Below are 16,397 nucleotides of genomic sequence, written 5' to 3'. Positions count from 1 at the left end.
TGGTTTAAGATTTATGCAGCTTGTTCATTCAAAGTTTTCAGCAGATGAATAGAGTTGCAGTGTTTCGCCCAACCCATCAGGGAGGCAATAGATTGTTTGTTATCGTTGTAAAGAATAGCCTTGGCCAAATTGCGTTTGATAGACTTTCTTAATAATGTATGGGTGTGAAAAAACCGATACCCTAAAAAGTCTATGCCTCTGCTATCAACCGGAAATATTTGATAATTGTCTTTTACTGTAAGCTTCAAATGATCCCGGAGATAAGCCCGCACTTCTGCAAGTAAAGCGTGCAGGTAAGGTTTCTCGGCTGCGAGTAACACTACATCATCGCAGTAGCGGAAATAATATTTAACTCTCTTATCCTCTTTAAGCCAATGGTCAAAATAACTGAGGTAGAAATTTGCCAGGTATTGACTCATATAGTTGCCAATTGGTAATCCTTTGGCGCTATCAACGATCTCATCGAGTATGATTAATAAGTCAGCATCTTTGAATTTCCTGCGCAGCAATGCTTTGAGAATATCGTGATCAACATTTTCATAGAACTTCCTGATATCCAATTTCAGGCAATAGGTTGTGTTCTCTTTATCCTTTAAGGCTTTTTGCAGTTTCTTAACTGCAAGGTGTAGCCCTCTACCCTTGATGCAACTATATGTATCTGCGGTATATACAGAAACAAATATGGGCTCTAAAATCCTGATGATCGCATGGTGTACTATACGGTCCGGGTAATAAGGCAATCTGTACACGGTTCTTTCTTTAGGTTCCTGTATTGTGAATACATCGTAAGAGCTTGTGCGATAAGTTTTGTTCTTTAAGGTCTCATGCAAATCGACCAGGTTTTGCTCTCTGTTCTTATTGTGCTTTATAACTCCGCGCTGTTTTGCCTTACCTTTCTGGGCCTCGGTATCTGCTAACCGAAGGTTATCCAGGCTGATAATCTGTTGAAATAAATTGTTCTTACGTTTCATATCCTTTGCTTCAGAGAGGTCGCTTTCTCCCGGCAGAAGCCGGGATACTAACGCCCTGTTGTTGAATGTTATCTTTTGCCTTGTTGGCATGGTCTGCATCAGTATTTCTAAAGCATTTGCGGGAACCGACGTTGGTATTGGTGTAGTTGTAGTCGACGTTGTTGAACGAAAAGCCACAGAGCCAGAAAGCCAACTTCGGAACATCTGATGCACCACCGTGTAATGATTATATAGTGTATAATTGTTTGTAGAGATCGAAGCCTATTTTCGCTGCGTGTTCTGCCAATTCCCTGCTACGGAAGCAAAGGCGGGAACCGACGCAGGTAAGGGTGTAGTAGGAGCCGACGCGGAAGAACGAAAAGCCACCACACATTTTGAAATAAGGATAGTACTTATATTCATTAGAGTTATCCCAATCAGGTGTCCATCCCTCGTTAAGTGCCTTCGCGATCACTTTCAGCTTTTCATACGCCACTGTATCGTCTGCAAGACCGGTATCTTCAAAAGCATCCGGATCTAACCCTAAAACTGTGCATGCATCTTCAAAAGACTGTACGCGGTCTGTGATCTTCATGCTGAAAACATCTTTACCATACAGGTTTTCTAGCAAAGTCCTGTCATTTTCAGAACCTTTTTTATAAGCGTTCAACGCTTTATCTACTGTGAGTTCTAATACTTTTCCCACGGTTATTGATTTTAGTTAATTAAGAAATCGTTGTATTCAGAAAGGAAGGTCTTACCAAAGAATTCAGCCAGTGCACTGGTACGGAAGCAAAGGCGGGAACCGACGCTGGTAAGGGTGTAGAGGCAGCCGACGTGGGCGAACGAAAAGCCCTTTTTCTTATTATCCCAAACGAAATATGGGTAATACTTGTACTGGTTATCGTTACTCCAATCAGGTTTCCAGCCCTGGTTCATTATTTGCGCCGCCAAACGCAGCTTACGAAAGGCGTTCTCGGCTATCTGATCGGCAGTTGCGGTTTTTGGTAGTGCATAGCTTCGGGCATTGACACCGGCAAGTCTGTATATGTCTGCGATTGACTTAACTGTCTGCATCAGGTCAGGCTGAAACATATCTTTACCATGCAGCTTTTCCAGCAGTTTCTTTTCAGCGGCGGTGCCACTCTTATGCGCTTTCAGCAGAGCGTCTTTATCTATTTCAACAGTTGTTGACATTGGTTATCTATTTAATGATGAAGATTTAAGCCCTGGCACGGTGCAGACCGAAATAGCCCGTATTACCACCGTGTTTGAACGCGTTGAGATATTCTCTGAATTCTTTTGTTTGCCGGATATCAATAGCACCAACCGTTTGCAGAAGGCTAGACATGTCACAATCCTTTATCATGTAATTGATAGAACAAGTGAACATCGTCTTCCATTCAGCTCCGCGGTCTTCTTCCTGTTCGAAAAGAACCTGGTATACTATGAAGCCATCTTTTGAGAACTTCAGCTTTTTAGTGCCGCATTTACTATTATAATGCAGTGTATCTTCAAAAGCGATGTGTTCTGAATAGCCGCAGGCTATTATTAGTTCAGCGACTGTATCGCTTATTGGTTTTGAAAAATTTTCTATCTTTGAGTTCATAACAGTTATTGATTGTTTATAGCCCCTGCCCTACACAGGGGCTATATTTTTATGCAGGAATGGTGAAATAATCTTTATACAGATCCTTGAATTGTTCTACAGCGTATTTTGCAGCTTCTTCGCTCAGGAAGCAAAGGCGGGAACCGACGAAGGTAAGGGTGCAGTTGAAGACGACGCGGCGAACGAAAAGCCACCCTCGGCGTTTTCATCGTTCATATAGAACCAAGGCATCCATTTACGTTCATCTGTGTTTTTCCAATTAGGCATCCAGCCGTTATTGATAGCTGCGATGATGATTGGCAGTTTATATGCTGCTTTCAGATGAGCTTGCATTGCATCAGGTGCTTCTGAGAAATCAGGCAGTGCGTTGCTGATGTTGAGAGCCGCACAGGCTTCTTCGAATGATTTTATCTGGTTGAATTCCATAACGGATTATTGATTATTGATTAATGGTGAAGTATGATTTGTACAGATCGATGAATTGGGTTGCTGCGTATTCAGCTATCTCTTCATTACGGAAGCAAAGGCGGGAACCGACGCCGGTACCGGTGAAGTGGGAGTCGACGAGGAAGAACGAAAAGCCGTCTTTGCAGTAGAACCATGGGTAGTATTTGTATTCACCAGAGTTATTCCAGTCAGGTGTCCACCCACCATTCAAGGCCCTGGTAATTACCGTGAGCTTATAATGGTCAGTCATTGCCTGCCTTTCGGCTGCAGATAGCATACTGAAATCCGGCAGATCGGTGGTCATGTTAAGCGCCTTACAGGCATCTTCAAACGATTTGATTTGGTTGTAATTCATAACAGTTTATTGATGTTGTTCTTCTTTTTGAAATGATGCTTGCCACTTTGTTACATTGATGGCAAAAGTGTTTGTACCAGGTTTCCGCATCACACATTCAGGGAATGTGTTCCTGAAATGCCTCCATTGCTCTTTGGTCATCTCACCATAGTAATGCTGCTCGAAGTATTGGCGGCTTACTACTTTCTCTGCCTGCACCTTTAGCATATGGTATATCTGATCTATACGGCTCATTAGGCGGCGGTTTGTTCCAGTATTAAGGCGTTAAAGAATTTCTCCCAGGAGTTATAAAAGAAAGGCCCCTTAGCACCATTATTCGATATGCGAACTATAGTGCTTTCACTGATCGTAACGCCCATTTCCTTTAACCTGGATTTTGTACCTCTCAGACCACCATATTGAGCAATTGCCATATTTGCGAGTTTCACACCGGAAGCTGTTAGCTCCTGCACCTCTGCACCTTTTGTCCTTTTTACGTAGTTGATGGCTTGCATGTTATGGTATTGTTATTTGCTTACTGTTCTATTTATTTAGTATCTTTCGCTGTTACCTTGCATCGTTTTTGCGATGTTGATGTAAAGATAATCCAACATTTGTTTGTTTTCCAAACATTTTTTGGTAAAGTTTGGAATATTTTATTACGCTATATAAAAATATATTGATAATGAACGTTTTAGGAGAATATATACATTCGCTTAAGCGGCGTAAAAAGATAACGAGTCAGACCGATTTTGCTGAAAAAGTTGGTTATAACAGATCGTATATCAGCGACTTAGTAAATAATTCAAAAGAATTACCCGACAAACTGCTGGACAAAATCCAACAAGTGTTTGGCGAAAATCCAACCGAAGTTGTTAGTGACGCAAATAATAAAAATGATAATATCAAACAGCCAAAAAAGACAGGCTTCTTTGCTGATCTTCAACAATTTATAGATGATTATTCCGGGAAAACACTTGCCGAACTTGATGAGGAGGAGCTGAGAATACAATTAGAGATAAAAGAGAAAGCTAAATATCTAAAGGAATTGAGAGAGCGTAAAAAGAAAAATGGCAACTGAGAAAAACAACAGTAACCATTGCGTTGAATATTATTAGTTTTAATACCCCCAACCCTCTATATATGGACGCTCAAACATACGCAAACGAGTTCTATCTAACAGTTTACGGATTCCTATCCGTAGCAATCCTATTTATGATCCCTTTGGTAAGGCTCAAAGCTATCAGAGTAAAGATCAGGCGCAAATCAACCAGCATCGATACTGGTAAAGAAATATTGGAAATACTAGACCAGCTGATTATGGACGCTGAATCAGAACTTGAGGGATAAGTTTACGTGTAAGCATCAGGGCCCAACATACCAGACCGGTTATTGCGGCTTCGTGTATGCCAAATACATAGGGATTGCCCCCTATATACTCAAATAGCTCAACGGCCATAAATGCCATATAAAGCACTGGCATGAAATAAATGGGTACAAGTTTCCGGGAAATATAGATAGCCATCAGAAGATTGGCGATAGAACCACCCACTTCAAAATAAGACCTGAAATCATGGAATGCATAATACTTAATAAGCTTGTCGTTGCCGTAAACAGTAAGCTCTGAAACAATTTTAACGAGTGTCACTATAAGTAGCAGAATATTATCAGGCTCTATCTTTTCTTTGAATTTAAATATTGCATATAAAGCCGTTATCGCAGCCATGCTGAAAATAATATAATCATCGGTCTCCAGATGATATTGCCTAAATAAAGCTTTATCTATCATTAGCCCGGCAAATACAATGGCGGCAGAGATATTAAAAAAACGAACTGTTTTATACTTATCCTGGACCAGGAGCAGACTCATGCACATCAACCCGAAATCCCAGTTATAGTCGAATAGCTCAAAATCAATTTTGCTCGTGATAAAATTAACCACGAGCAAAAAGATCAGAATGATATTTACTGTTTTTGGTCTCATTACTTGTTAGGAGGACGAGGATTACCCCATATATCCAATTCACACTGTGTAGAAAGTTGAGACGTGCCATTTACTGTAGCCGACAAAGGAATCGGGGTACCGGTTGGCAGATCCGCACACAGAGCGATACTATTCCCGTCCTGACTTGTGCCACCACGGAACAAAGAGGGATAATTATTTGCAAGGTTAATCGCTGTGTCATTGTACGTTGTTGTACCAATAGTTACTACAACATTATCATTTACAGATTTTACGTACCAGCAGTTCCAGTTACTCATATGTTCGTAAGTTTACTGCTAATATAGCATCAAAACCCATGAAAACAATAATAGACCAAGTCATTAACATTAACGGTGTAGATCATCACGTAGTAGTAAATATGCCTCACGGCGGTGCCGGTGGTTCTTATCATGTAATGATCGATAACTTCTATGTGGGCGCTATCGTAAAATACCTGGGCAAGGGCTGGACATGGATGGTTGAAGGTGAACAGGCAGCGTTCCTTACTTCGGACGATATCGAGGCTATTTTGGATGCTGTGAGAGCAGAAGAAGACCGTATTTAACCGTAAATGTTTCCGAAATACAGGATTTCAGATGTAAAAATAATTCCTGACGAGGCTACCACAGTTTAAAACATGAAATCCGCTACTGATGCGGGTTTTGTGCTTATAGCAGCTACTGCAAAGGAATATAGGATAATTCAAAAGTGTGCTTTAGTGTGGTTAAGTGTGATAATTTACATAAATTGTTTCCGAAAATTATGCCCAGTGGTCAAACTCCCTACCGTTAAATTATCCTTTCAAAAGCAGCGAACCGAAGATAGCTTTGGTTATCTATATATCATAATCCTATTATCCGGACAGCGTAAATACCTCAAAAGATCACTCGGTTATAAAATAGAAGAGAAGCATTGGGATAAAACCAGAAACTGCGTTAAACCCTCCTGTATAGGTTTTGACTTTATCAATACAGATATCAATGCGCAGGTTAACGATATTATAAAACACTTCCAGGTACTAAAACTCAATAAACAGGATATCACCCGCCAGGTGATTGAGACTGCTTTGAACGGCAATGGTAAATCTGATTTTGTAGATTTCTTCCAGCAGTTCATTATTTACATATCGCAGGCCCGAAAGAGCAAAACAGATAACAACAAACGATACAGCGATAACAATGTAAAAAAATGGCAGGGGATATTAAATAGACTAAAACGCTACCAGGATAAAGAATGTTCCGGGATGCCTATTCACTTTGCCGGTATTGATGTTATGTGGATGGAGCGGTACGAAGCATGGAACGCTAAAGAACTGGACAAAGATACCTCCCTACCCGTACTCATGAGCCGGACAAGGCAGATCCTTAAGAAAGCTTCTGAGAAAGGCTTGTTTAACATGGCCCAAATAGCAGGGTACCGGTCACCGGTATATAAGAACCCTGATCGTGGCTACCTTACAATTGCAGAGATAGATACTATATGGGATGAAATCCCAAAGTTTGAAAGCCGAGTGCATGAAGTAGTTGCGTGCTTTTTCCTGATAGAATGTCTTTCCGGGCTACGGTTTAGTGACTGGATGCGCTTCACGCTGGAAAAGCTGATCGATACCAACCGGATAAAGGTAAGCGCCAAAAAGAACGGTGAGCCGGTATATTTCCCATACCATAAAAGCCCACGACTCAAGAGAGTCATCGAGTATATCGAAGAAAAAAACCTGATCTGTAACTACGCCGAACCTACCGTTAACGAGGCATTGAAAGAGATAGCCGCAATCTGTAAGATCAAAAAGAAGATAACCACCCACATAGGCAGGCATACATTCGCTACGCTTATGCTGGATCTGGGGTATAGTGAGGCCACAATAGCTGAATGGATGGCTGTATCTGAAAAGACGGTTAAGATATACGCAAAGCGTATCAGGACAGCGGCCAATAGGGAATATGAAGAAAAGGGAGGATTATAAAAAAGCCCGGTAGAAACCGGACCTTCTATCTTTCCTGTATGAAAACAACACTTTATCCTGTCGAGAGAGTAGATAAAGCTCTTTTATAATATGCTTCGCGGTCTGCAATACCATTTTGCCCACCGTTCACCAGGTATGTGATGTATTGTAACGGACTGTAATTCTTTGTTTTGCTTCTCCAGGTATCAGGCAAATCAGCGAATTTGTTTAACCCTTTCATAGACCAGAACCAGCATGAAGCAGCTACGGCATATTCGGGAATCTCTAACAACTCAGGGCTCTTTAATAGTCGCGCATCGCCAAACAACGCCATGCTGCAGGCCATATAATTGTTGCGACCGGTACATTGTATCAGCCCTCTACCCTTGTATAAAGGGCCATCACCCGGATGAATATTGCCAAGATCAGCACGGCCTTCGTATTGCTTACCTGTAGATAACTCTTTTACAAACCTGAAGCCGCCACTTTCATGCGCTGTCTGGGCTATAAAATGTCTTATTCTTTGCGGCGTGTCAATGCCGAATAAAGGCATGTACTTATTCAGGTAAGGGATAAATACGTCTGCGTTCTTTGGCAGGTTTGGCGCTATGGCTTTTAGCTGCTCAAAGGTTATGAGCGGAGCGAGTTTATTACCCTGCTCATTCCTGGTATTATCGCTGTTCATGATCGTATTCATTTTACCCAGTCAATAAATTTGCCTCCGAAACGAGCCCATAAGAATCTAACAAGCAGATAGATACCGACAATGGCCCAAGTCCATAAAGCAGCTTGCATCCATTTATTCTTTTCTTTCAGAAAGCCAATGGAATCTTCCTGAGATTTGTTGTACTTCGCTTCCAACTCCTTATACTCGGCTTTGGCTACTTCTAAATTCGCTGTAAGCTCCTTGCCTACAAAAAGCAACTTTTCTAAAGTATCAATGCGCAGGCTATCGCATGGTGGGCATGGTGTCTTTACATATTTGGTATTTACTGACTTGTCAGATTTTGCCAAATTCACCATGCTATCGCAATTGATAGTTACATACTCGGTTTCTTTTTTAGTGATGGTCTGCCCCTGCTTATAGACTACACTTTCATGTATGCTATCTTTTGTGGGGAATCTCGCTGCGCACTCCTTCGCTATTGTAATGGGTGAAATACGAGCCCCTTTATCTATGAGCCTTTCAGCCCGTTTGGAGGTGTTGCAGCTACTGAATATCAAATACATCAGCAGATATAAAAGAAACACCATGCTGGCGTAGGCAGTAGCTAAAAATGTGGGAGATTTAACCCCTTTATTATTATTCATACTATTCATCTTTTTTGTTTAACCCTAACACCTTCATAAAAGGTTTTACTATGATCTCATATAAACTGGTGGCTACACAATAGCTTATCAGGTATTTTGTATAATCTTCTCTGTGCAACTCGCCGCCCATCCACATAACTATGATGTACAGTGTAATGAATAAGCTGCCTATTATAAGCGTCTTACCTGCACTCGCTATACTGATTACTTTTTTACCTATAGGGATAATAGATGTACCGGGTGTATATCTTTTGACAAAAAAGCCGCTACAAAGCACTAACAATACAGAAACCCAATCAATGTGTTTTGTTAGCAAAGGGATAATACCATCGTTAATAAATGTTACTGTGTTCATAAATTATTATTTAATAGTTTGTATTGGTGGATTTGTTTTGTACTTCAGTATCTCAATATCATTCTCCGCTTTGGTTACTCGTTTTTCCAGGAAATCGACATGCTGGTTTGTCAGCTTGTAATCACTCTTATTATCTCTTATCTCGCTGATGATGTTGTTATAAAGACCAACACCCACCATAATGCAGCTACCTGCAGATATAACAATAGTCCATACCAGCTTAAGCGTTACGCCTCTTATCTCTTTTTTTTCTAAGTCAGTCATTATGGTACTCCGTATATTGATGTTAAATAAGATGCTACAGATGATTCATTGTGTGCACCACGGTATATTATCAATCGCTCTAAAACAAAGGATGAAGAGTTAGTACCCAAATACCCTATAGTAAGATTGGTTGCTGTAGAAGTCGTGCCCAGGCTGCCAGTAGTAACAGCACTATTCACTGTAGCATAAGAGTTTGGTGATGCGCCATTAACCTTTACTTTTAGCATATAGTGAGTACCGTTAGTCAATGATGTAGTATTAGTAATAGAGCCTGTACTGGTAAATACTTTCCAATTATTTACTCCAGAAGATCGAGTCACGAAAGCGTATAGATTTGTTCCGCTACCGTTATCGTCCCCAATCTGAAACGCGCCGTCACCATTTGTTGTAATGGTATTTGCTACTACTGCATATATGGTGTATTCGGTAGTTAGCGCCCCGGTAATGACCATTTTATCAGCTCTGCTACCGGTAAAGGTGATTTTACTGGTGCCATCCCACAAAGGTTGAGCCCCACCTGTTGCCTGCACCGCCGCTGAACCTGCACCAGCGCTTTGGTTTGCCCATGAACTTACCCTATTTGCAGATTGCGTTACACCTAATGCTGCATTATAGTCACCCCACAGGTTTGTAGTTGGCAACCCGCCACCACCACCTGCAGCTTTCTGCCCCATGTAGTACTGCCCTGTTGCCAACAGAGGTAAAAACAGTAATATGGTTAATAGTCTTTTCATTTTAAATTATGATATACCTGCAGTCTTTTCTATTAAATGCTTTTGTACTCTGTCAATTGCCATATGATAATAGTTAGCATCATTTTCAAACCCTATATAATTACGTCCTGTATTGATACAAGCTATTGCTGTTGTACCGCTACCCATGCAATTATCAAGTATTACCATTCCTTCGTTGGTATATGTTTTAATAAGCCACTCAAAGAGAAGCACAGGCTTTTGGGTAGGATGTTTTGTTGCTTTGCTATTATCTCCAAATAACGCTCCATTCCAATTACTTATTTTAATAACGCTGTGAGGATATCTCGTCCCGTCATAAATATATTCTCCTATATTACTATCCCCATAACCTACATAACGGGATCCTGTTTGCTTCCTCACCCTCGACTTTTCAGTTACATTGTATTTTTGAGGGTTATAAATAGGTTGTTTTTTATAAAAAATCAGAATATTTTCATGCCCTTTCAATGGTCTCCTGTTGGCGTCATAGAACCCAAGCTTTTGGGTCTTCTCCCATATAATTTCATACCTAAAAAGTTTTCTATTACTGTTTATTAAGTCAGTTGTAAAAGGCTGTGAGCCTGTTAAAACAATAGCCCCATTATCCTTTATTATTCGCTCGTATTGCGCCCAAAGTTTATCGAATGGTATCACGGAATCCCATGTACATTGTGTTGTGCCATAGGGAAGATCGCACAATATCATATCAATACTCTTATCAGGTATTAGCTTCATACCCTCTAAGCAGTCTTCATTATATATTTTATTGAGTTCAACCATATTTAAAATCCATCTACTACGCCTACCAGATCCCATTTAGTATCTGCGCTATTATATTCAAATTGTACGTGCATGGTCTTGCTTATCGTGGTGGTGGTAGGGAGTGATACCGTAGTACCCGCCCTGTATATTGCATTCCACGTTAACGCTCTTGCTGTACCGTTATCTTTTATGCGTATGGTTAGTAAGTTGTGGTTAGCAGGCGTACCGCTTGGCGCTGCGAATGTGGGGGCTGTTGCCAAAGCAGTTACATCGTAATAGTTCTGCCTGGCATCACCAGTTGGTGTGATGGTAGATGCAGATGTGGTATTGCCCTCTACATACTCAACAATAGTACCCGTAACCGTTGGTAAAGAGTGAGTACCCGTGTTAGTAAAGGAGCTAACAACAGGCGATGAACTGAATGTTTGCACACCTGTAAAAGTCTGCCCTGCATCAGTACGGGCTATAGTGGCATTAGCATTAGGGAATGTAAATGTTTTTGCGCTTGTGGCTGGCCCCGATACTGTGAAAAACCCATTACCTGTACCACCATAGGTAGATGATATAATACCTGTAACATCAGCCGAACCATTAAAACTATTACCATAAATGTTCCGTGCTGTCTGTAAAGTAGTAGCCGTACCTGCGTTGCCCGTTACACTCGTTTGGTCACCTGTATTAGTGCCTGAAGTATTACCGATAACTACTAATTGCGCATCGGTTACATAGTTTTTATTGGTAGATGCTGCTATATCTGCTGTTGTAGCATCCGCACCAGCCGTTACAAGCCCTTTGCTATCGTAGGTTATTTTTGTCTTTGTTGCCCCTGTAATCGTACCGTTAGCAGGCGTAAAATAGGTATCTGCATGACCATTCAGGTTAATAGCATTACCCGAGGTAGAAGCGTATTTAGCAGTATCGGCATAGTTTGCGCTGTCAATCCTGTGTTTAGTGGCAAATCTTGTATCCCATAAACTGTTATAGTCAGTAATCCCATATCCTGCTATTGTTGTGGGTGTACTGGTTATATCAGTCCATGCGTGGGTATGTGTGATGGGAGCATATACAGAAGATAAAGCAGATATGGCGTTTGCAACATAAGTACTACAGGCCTGAACCGTAGGGAACAAAGTATTATTGATGGTGCTAAATGACGTAGCCTTATTCGCTGTGTTTTCAGGGGTAAATCCTAATGCAGCTTGCTTATTATTAAATGTTGTCCAGTCAGTAGGGGATAAAGCACCCCTGTTTGTTCCTGAAGCAGTAGGGATATTAAAGGTGTGTGTAGTGCTTGATGAGCTGATATTAAAATCAGATCCGCTTGTCCCGGTAGCAAATATTTGTGTCGAGCCTGTCAGACTATTAAGCGATGTAATACCACCTCCTGCCCCTGCTGTATGCAGGTAACGAAATGTTTTAACCCCGTTCTTCCATTCAAATAAACTGTCATTGCGAACTGTTACGCTATCTATAAGATTAGGGGCATCTATATTCCCATTCGCATCTGCAGACGCTAATGTACTACCAACACTATTGAGCAGCTGCCATAGGTTTGCCGTTTGACTTGCTGCACCTCTTATAGTAACCCCCGTTTCTGTAGGCAATCCTATACCTATATCAAGCCTTCCTGAAATTAGATTTCCTGGTCGACCTATACCAAGACCACCGTTATAATTATAAGAAGCACCTATGGGTATAAAGGCCCATGTATTGGTAGCTGAACTATACTGCTGCCTATCTTTTAAAGAAGTATCATTACCGCCGGCTCCATTATTTGAAGTGCCATATATCTGCCATCGCACATTTGCCCCGGCATGTTTACCGGTATCTTTCCAGTCTTCAGCAGCTTGTATAAAGAGGTAATTGCTGTTTAGAAATGCACTACCGGTATTGCCCTGCGTTTGCCAGGCCCCGATCAAATCGCCGCTTACGGTTGCCGCGTTAGGGTTATTAATAGTTCCCCTCGATTGCCTTTGAAGCAATACGGCATTTCTGCTATTACCGTTACCATAAGATGTTTGCGTAAGAATGTTCGTAACATTACCTTCCTGGTCTATCTGCAAACCCCCGGAGCCTGATTTGCTACGTATAATTAATTTGCCTGTGGCAGGATCAAATATTCTAACTGTATCGCCACTGGTATTGATATCATATATCTTTTTGCCTGAAGTCTTAAAGTAATTCACTACATCACCCCAAAACCACGGTTGTGCATCTACCTGGATGCTCCATAAAACCAATAGTATAGCTAAAATCCTTTTCATGCTTAGTATGTTACCATCATGGCAAAAAGCCAGATATTAGAATTTGAAGTGATGAAGTTGTTTACATTGAAATTCCAGCTCATAGAAAACCGTCTGTCCATGCCGGTTTTAATCATAAACAAATCGGTACTTGTAAAAGCTGTGTTAGGTACTTTATTCCCCGCTGCGTCCAGTACGGTAAATGTTGGATTATAATGATCGTTTAACCGGCTTACGGTGTAACCGTGATTACCCATGTATTGTACAGACCATCTGGCATAGTTTTGACCTGAATAGTTTGATGTATAAGAAAGTCCGTTGCCGTAATTTGGATTCATCGGCGTAGGGTTCGTTATTTTAAAGCTATAGGTTGGTGATACACTCGTATCAAAGATTATGTCTGATATGGCATATTCGGGCGTGAATGTTCCACCAGTCCAGGTAAAATATCCGTCCCACGCGCCACGGGGTGCAGAGCCATAAATTTGTATGTTATCGAGATTCCCCTTACAACCTACTGTTACACCGGCGGCGCCCATGTCATCATCAGGGGTGGCGATGCACACTAACACCCTTTTACAGGTAGTATCAAAATTAACCTGTAGGTAAGTACCGTTCACTGTAATGCTTGCTGCATGTAAGGTATCATGGTCATCGCTCCATCCGAGAAACCGCCATGTGATATTGTTAGAACCGTCAATAGAAGGGCGTAGGATGCAAGTATATATTTTAGCATTTCTACCAGCCCCGAGCTTTTCTAAGGCTTTATTGTAATTATTTAAAAGCTGTGCAGTGTCTGAATAGGGTAATTTCAATGCATCATTAGTAGCCGCTAACAGGCTATCCTGCTTTCTTTTATACTCTGTAGCTATTCTAACCCCTGTATCAGCATATTTGGCATATTGATTTTTCTCTGATTCATATAAAGGATCTATTTCCGTATAGGATGATAGCCAGGGCACAGATATCGTATTCCCGTTGCTAATGGCTATGTGCTGGCTGTCAGGTAGTGAAAGTGTTTGCAGTTCATTGGTTACACTGCCATCAACCTCTGTAGTTAAATAACCCTTCGCCAGTATCCTGTTTTCAAGTGCTGTAATGCTATCCCGCAACCTGGTAACAGTAGTATATACATTGCTATCTGCACCGCTGATGGATGCACGTATGGCCGCGAGGCTGTCCTTTAGACGGGTAATGGTAACGAACGTGTTACTATCTATCACCGCTACACTGCCTACGCATTTATCACGAAGTACAAAGCTGCCATCAGGAGACACACCCAACACTTTGCAGGTATCAGTACTCGCGTATCGCAATAGCTTAATGATGCTATCCACCTGCAGACTACCAAGTACGCGGTTTATGTCCTTCGGGTTGGTAGATCCTAAAGGTTTTACCGTACCTACCTGAGCAGTTGCGGAGACATGAAGCAGTACTGCAATAAAAAATATTATTCGTCTCATACGTCTAAATACATAAAGTCTATATCGCCGGCGATCTCTCCATCGTCAGCGAGTGTATAATTGCTAAAATCAAGTGTGCCGGCTACCGGATCGTGATCAATACCCAGCTTTGCCCACTTGGTTGGCGCACCATCCAGGAATATGATCGGTGCGATCTGGTGCTTTAGCTGATCATTGGTAACAACAGATACTTTTACAGGTACCTCAACAGTATCAGCCCACTTCCATGCTGCCGGCTTACCACCGCGATACACAGTAACGCTGTAACGGTCCACACTTTTAACGATGATCCGGTTAGCAGTCGCACCTGGTGTTATATTGTCGCAGTTACACATTAGCAGATGATGAATTTTGCAGCCAATACAGTTTTTACCAGTGCACCGTCCGTAAGGATCATTTTATAATCATAATCCTGCGATGCAGACAACTTAGCCCAGAAGGGAGTAGTGAAGGTGAACGTAACGGTTTCATCTACCATATCCACAGTACCGGCAAGGCTTGTCACCTCTACACCGTTATACTTATAGATATGGAGCTTTAAAACAGCGGTATTGGTAAGGATCGTATCTCCATTAGCATCTACCAGGTCCATAATAAGAGGCAAGGTATCGCCGAAGCCTACCCTTATAGGGTTAGTGGCGGCACCATACAGATCTATTTCTTCGCAGGACATGAACCAAAATTACCCGCGCGCTATACCTTAGTGAAATTGCTATAGACGCACTACCATGTAAGGGAATAAAACAGCGCGGTCAAGGCATTTCTTGCAGTGGTAGACGCTGCCGTTGGAGCTGCTGCCGGGCTTTGACCCACCATATTGATTTGCCCCCAGCCACCATTGTAAGCATAGTTGGTGCTACCGTAAAACTCATTAAAGAAAGCATCTTCGGCAGCATTGTTAAGGCTGTTATAATTCAAATAGACATACCGAAGCAGTTTGAACGGCTTGTAGCTACCCGATACTAAAGCTGAGGCCCAGCCTGCGGTAATGCCGGTAATATTGCTGCTGTTTATGGCCAATTCCCGCAACTCGTCTTTGGCGGGGGCCAGAAAACTAAGATCAAGCGATACAGCGCCGAAGTTCTGGAAGAAACAGCCGAATTTGCGAAGCTTTGAAGATACCTTTGTTGCGGGGTCTATAGCGGTAACCTTATTAGATTGCTGCGGGAATTGCAGCACGGTCATAGAATTACCGAAGGTGTATAGCCGCCAAACCTTATTACCTGTGGTGTTATAAATATAGAGCTGCGTAACAGTAAGCGGATTGCCCAAACTATTGTTACCCGGCTCCGTAACGATGCCCGGAGGCAGATGATCTGAATCAGGTACCAGGATATGAAAGCCTGTGCCGCCCTGTGTGTACTGAAACGGGGCTGTTGTGTCAGTAATATTTACCGTTGCCTCCAGATAAGTTGTGCTTACCGAAGCTTTGGTAACCACTATAAAGGATTCATCCTCACCGTTTGTATAGGTAAAGTTATCATCCACCCATGAGAATAGCCCCTGAAGATCGTGCTGCGGTACCACAACGTTATTAAAATAGGTGAGGTACCCCGTATCATAAGAAGCATCTATGTACTCGAACACACCGCCGAATATCTCGTTACCATTCTTATCGCGCATGCGCCATTCGGTATTTACGTAAGGATAGGTACCCGGGCGGGTAAACAATGTTACCGGGGCCGTATTGAAGAAAGCGCCTGCAGCATCGTTATAATACTCCCTCAGCTCTATCTCAGAGAAAAGCAGCGGGAAAGTGTTGTACCTGGTGACATCGAATTTAGCGCCGTCGTTCTTGACATAACGCTTTTCATTGATAAGAAACGTATCTGTACAGAAAGCGCGGTTGATCTTATCCAGCATCCATTCAGGCACACCGTAATTACCGCCGATATTAAGCTTGAATACCCTGTAGGGATTACCGTATAGCCTGCGGACATTATCATCCTGGTCAGAGAATACAACATCATCGCTGGCAGGCTCCATAGTCATCCAGTTG

22 protein-coding genes are annotated in these 16,397 nt (G+C 42.0%); 3 read left to right on the top strand and 19 right to left on the bottom strand.

What is annotated here, in order from left to right:
- Nucleotides 1-11 precede the first annotated feature (11 nt).
- The 7 genes from JST56_07130 to JST56_07100 all read right to left on the bottom strand — a co-directional run bounded on the left by JST56_07130 (nucleotide 12) and on the right by JST56_07100 (nucleotide 3,855).
- The gene (locus JST56_07130) at nucleotides 12-971 is read right to left on the bottom strand and encodes a group II intron reverse transcriptase domain-containing protein (GenBank protein MBS1988731.1); all 960 of its coding nucleotides are present in this window, start codon (nucleotides 969-971) and stop codon (nucleotides 12-14) included.
- Between the two features lie 226 nt (nucleotides 972-1,197).
- Nucleotides 1,198-1,656: a hypothetical protein gene (locus JST56_07125; protein ID MBS1988730.1), complete on the bottom strand. Its 459-nt coding sequence runs from the start codon at nucleotides 1,654-1,656 to the stop codon at nucleotides 1,198-1,200.
- Between the two features lie 11 nt (nucleotides 1,657-1,667).
- Nucleotides 1,668-2,147, bottom strand: a complete 480-nt coding sequence (locus JST56_07120; GenBank protein MBS1988729.1) for a hypothetical protein — start codon at nucleotides 2,145-2,147, stop codon at nucleotides 1,668-1,670.
- Between the two features lie 25 nt (nucleotides 2,148-2,172).
- On the bottom strand, nucleotides 2,173-2,559 hold the full coding sequence (locus tag JST56_07115; protein MBS1988728.1) for a hypothetical protein: 387 nt from the start codon (nucleotides 2,557-2,559) through the stop codon (nucleotides 2,173-2,175).
- A 123-nt stretch (nucleotides 2,560-2,682) separates the two neighbouring features.
- Complete coding sequence (locus JST56_07110) at nucleotides 2,683-2,985, bottom strand: hypothetical protein (protein ID MBS1988727.1); 303 nt, start codon at nucleotides 2,983-2,985, stop codon at nucleotides 2,683-2,685.
- A 13-nt stretch (nucleotides 2,986-2,998) separates the two neighbouring features.
- Nucleotides 2,999-3,256: a hypothetical protein gene (locus JST56_07105; GenBank protein ID MBS1988726.1), complete on the bottom strand. Its 258-nt coding sequence runs from the start codon at nucleotides 3,254-3,256 to the stop codon at nucleotides 2,999-3,001.
- A gap of 338 nt (nucleotides 3,257-3,594) precedes the next feature.
- Nucleotides 3,595-3,855, bottom strand: a complete 261-nt coding sequence (locus JST56_07100; protein MBS1988725.1) for a hypothetical protein — start codon at nucleotides 3,853-3,855, stop codon at nucleotides 3,595-3,597.
- A gap of 170 nt (nucleotides 3,856-4,025) precedes the next feature.
- On the opposite strand from JST56_07100, the gene JST56_07095 reads away from it, so the two are divergent.
- Complete coding sequence (locus tag JST56_07095) at nucleotides 4,026-4,421, top strand: helix-turn-helix transcriptional regulator (GenBank protein ID MBS1988724.1); 396 nt, start codon at nucleotides 4,026-4,028, stop codon at nucleotides 4,419-4,421.
- A gap of 237 nt (nucleotides 4,422-4,658) precedes the next feature.
- On the opposite strand, the gene JST56_07090 is transcribed toward JST56_07095, so the two are convergent.
- Nucleotides 4,659-5,210 (bottom strand): hypothetical protein, encoded by a 552-nt coding sequence (locus JST56_07090; protein ID MBS1988723.1) that lies wholly within the window; start codon nucleotides 5,208-5,210, stop codon nucleotides 4,659-4,661.
- A gap of 430 nt (nucleotides 5,211-5,640) precedes the next feature.
- Between JST56_07090 and JST56_07085 the strand changes: the two genes are divergently transcribed.
- Both JST56_07085 and JST56_07080 read left to right on the top strand, forming a co-directional pair.
- Nucleotides 5,641-5,889: a hypothetical protein gene (locus tag JST56_07085; GenBank protein ID MBS1988722.1), complete on the top strand. Its 249-nt coding sequence runs from the start codon at nucleotides 5,641-5,643 to the stop codon at nucleotides 5,887-5,889.
- A 72-nt stretch (nucleotides 5,890-5,961) separates the two neighbouring features.
- Nucleotides 5,962-7,287 carry a phage integrase SAM-like domain-containing protein gene (locus tag JST56_07080; GenBank protein ID MBS1988721.1) on the top strand — a complete coding sequence of 442 codons (1,326 nt, stop codon included), beginning with the start codon at nucleotides 5,962-5,964 and terminating at the stop codon, nucleotides 7,285-7,287.
- Nucleotides 7,288-7,339: 52 nt separating this feature from the next.
- Here the strand turns inward: JST56_07080 and JST56_07075 are convergent, their stop codons facing one another.
- The 11 genes from JST56_07075 to JST56_07025 form a co-directional block, all read right to left on the bottom strand.
- Entirely contained in the window at nucleotides 7,340-7,951 is a 612-nt protein-coding gene (locus JST56_07075; protein ID MBS1988720.1) for a glycoside hydrolase family 19 protein, read from the bottom strand.
- Nucleotides 7,952-7,959: 8 nt separating this feature from the next.
- The gene (locus JST56_07070; GenBank protein ID MBS1988719.1) at nucleotides 7,960-8,577 is read right to left on the bottom strand and encodes a hypothetical protein; all 618 of its coding nucleotides are present in this window, start codon (nucleotides 8,575-8,577) and stop codon (nucleotides 7,960-7,962) included.
- A gap of 1 nt (nucleotide 8,578) precedes the next feature.
- Complete coding sequence (locus JST56_07065; GenBank protein MBS1988718.1) at nucleotides 8,579-8,932, bottom strand: hypothetical protein; 354 nt, start codon at nucleotides 8,930-8,932, stop codon at nucleotides 8,579-8,581.
- Between the two features lie 6 nt (nucleotides 8,933-8,938).
- A complete protein-coding gene (locus JST56_07060; GenBank protein MBS1988717.1) occupies nucleotides 8,939-9,196 on the bottom strand; it encodes a hypothetical protein in 258 nt (85 codons plus the stop codon).
- Nucleotides 9,196-9,930, bottom strand: coding sequence for a hypothetical protein (locus JST56_07055; GenBank protein ID MBS1988716.1), 735 nt, complete (start codon nucleotides 9,928-9,930; stop codon nucleotides 9,196-9,198). The genes JST56_07060 and JST56_07055 overlap by 1 nt, the downstream gene beginning before the upstream one ends.
- Nucleotides 9,931-9,936: 6 nt before the next feature.
- Nucleotides 9,937-10,710 (bottom strand): site-specific DNA-methyltransferase, encoded by a 774-nt coding sequence (locus tag JST56_07050; protein MBS1988715.1) that lies wholly within the window; start codon nucleotides 10,708-10,710, stop codon nucleotides 9,937-9,939.
- A gap of 2 nt (nucleotides 10,711-10,712) precedes the next feature.
- Nucleotides 10,713-12,755, bottom strand: a complete 2,043-nt coding sequence (locus JST56_07045; GenBank protein ID MBS1988714.1) for a hypothetical protein — start codon at nucleotides 12,753-12,755, stop codon at nucleotides 10,713-10,715.
- Between the two features lie 203 nt (nucleotides 12,756-12,958).
- A complete protein-coding gene (locus JST56_07040) occupies nucleotides 12,959-14,398 on the bottom strand; it encodes a hypothetical protein (GenBank protein MBS1988713.1) in 1,440 nt (479 codons plus the stop codon).
- Nucleotides 14,395-14,673 carry a hypothetical protein gene (locus JST56_07035; GenBank protein ID MBS1988712.1) on the bottom strand — a complete coding sequence of 93 codons (279 nt, stop codon included), beginning with the start codon at nucleotides 14,671-14,673 and terminating at the stop codon, nucleotides 14,395-14,397. Before JST56_07035 ends, JST56_07040 begins: the two co-directional genes overlap by 4 nt.
- 59 nt (nucleotides 14,674-14,732) lie before the next feature.
- A complete protein-coding gene (locus JST56_07030) occupies nucleotides 14,733-15,071 on the bottom strand; it encodes a hypothetical protein (protein MBS1988711.1) in 339 nt (112 codons plus the stop codon).
- A gap of 50 nt (nucleotides 15,072-15,121) precedes the next feature.
- Nucleotides 15,122-16,384: a hypothetical protein gene (locus JST56_07025; protein ID MBS1988710.1), complete on the bottom strand. Its 1,263-nt coding sequence runs from the start codon at nucleotides 16,382-16,384 to the stop codon at nucleotides 15,122-15,124.
- Nucleotides 16,385-16,397: the final 13 nt, after the last annotated feature.

The sequence above is a fragment of the Candidatus Dependentiae bacterium genome (genome assembly GCA_018266175.1).
Taxonomy (GTDB): Bacteria; Babelota; Babeliae; order Babelales; family RVW-14; genus JAFEAY01.
The sequence above is the reverse complement of the archived record's forward strand: the minus strand, read 5'-3'. Positions and strand labels throughout refer to the sequence as shown.

Excerpts from the sequence above, each read along its gene's own strand:
- JST56_07130 (MBS1988731.1), bottom strand. The coding sequence starts at position 971 with ATGAAACGTAAGAACAATTTATTTCAACAGATTATCAGCCTGGATAAC.
- JST56_07120 (MBS1988729.1), bottom strand. The coding sequence starts at position 2,147 with ATGTCAACAACTGTTGAAATAGATAAAGACGCTCTGCTGAAAGCGCAT.
- JST56_07115 (MBS1988728.1), bottom strand. The coding sequence starts at position 2,559 with ATGAACTCAAAGATAGAAAATTTTTCAAAACCAATAAGCGATACAGTC.
- JST56_07110 (MBS1988727.1), bottom strand. The coding sequence starts at position 2,985 with ATGGAATTCAACCAGATAAAATCATTCGAAGAAGCCTGTGCGGCTCTC.
- JST56_07105 (MBS1988726.1), bottom strand. The coding sequence starts at position 3,256 with ATGACTGACCATTATAAGCTCACGGTAATTACCAGGGCCTTGAATGGT.
- JST56_07100 (MBS1988725.1), bottom strand. The coding sequence starts at position 3,855 with ATGCAAGCCATCAACTACGTAAAAAGGACAAAAGGTGCAGAGGTGCAG.
- JST56_07095 (MBS1988724.1), top strand. The coding sequence starts at position 4,026 with ATGAACGTTTTAGGAGAATATATACATTCGCTTAAGCGGCGTAAAAAG.
- JST56_07090 (MBS1988723.1), bottom strand. The coding sequence starts at position 5,210 with ATGAGTCTGCTCCTGGTCCAGGATAAGTATAAAACAGTTCGTTTTTTT.
- JST56_07085 (MBS1988722.1), top strand. The coding sequence starts at position 5,641 with ATGAAAACAATAATAGACCAAGTCATTAACATTAACGGTGTAGATCAT.
- JST56_07080 (MBS1988721.1), top strand. The coding sequence starts at position 5,962 with ATGAAATCCGCTACTGATGCGGGTTTTGTGCTTATAGCAGCTACTGCA.
- JST56_07075 (MBS1988720.1), bottom strand. The coding sequence starts at position 7,951 with ATGAACAGCGATAATACCAGGAATGAGCAGGGTAATAAACTCGCTCCG.
- JST56_07070 (MBS1988719.1), bottom strand. The coding sequence starts at position 8,577 with ATGAATAATAATAAAGGGGTTAAATCTCCCACATTTTTAGCTACTGCC.
- JST56_07065 (MBS1988718.1), bottom strand. The coding sequence starts at position 8,932 with ATGAACACAGTAACATTTATTAACGATGGTATTATCCCTTTGCTAACA.
- JST56_07060 (MBS1988717.1), bottom strand. The coding sequence starts at position 9,196 with ATGACTGACTTAGAAAAAAAAGAGATAAGAGGCGTAACGCTTAAGCTG.
- JST56_07055 (MBS1988716.1), bottom strand. The coding sequence starts at position 9,930 with ATGAAAAGACTATTAACCATATTACTGTTTTTACCTCTGTTGGCAACA.
- JST56_07050 (MBS1988715.1), bottom strand. The coding sequence starts at position 10,710 with ATGGTTGAACTCAATAAAATATATAATGAAGACTGCTTAGAGGGTATG.
- JST56_07040 (MBS1988713.1), bottom strand. The coding sequence starts at position 14,398 with ATGAGACGAATAATATTTTTTATTGCAGTACTGCTTCATGTCTCCGCA.
- JST56_07030 (MBS1988711.1), bottom strand. The coding sequence starts at position 15,071 with ATGTCCTGCGAAGAAATAGATCTGTATGGTGCCGCCACTAACCCTATA.
- JST56_07025 (MBS1988710.1), bottom strand. The coding sequence starts at position 16,384 with ATGGAGCCTGCCAGCGATGATGTTGTATTCTCTGACCAGGATGATAAT.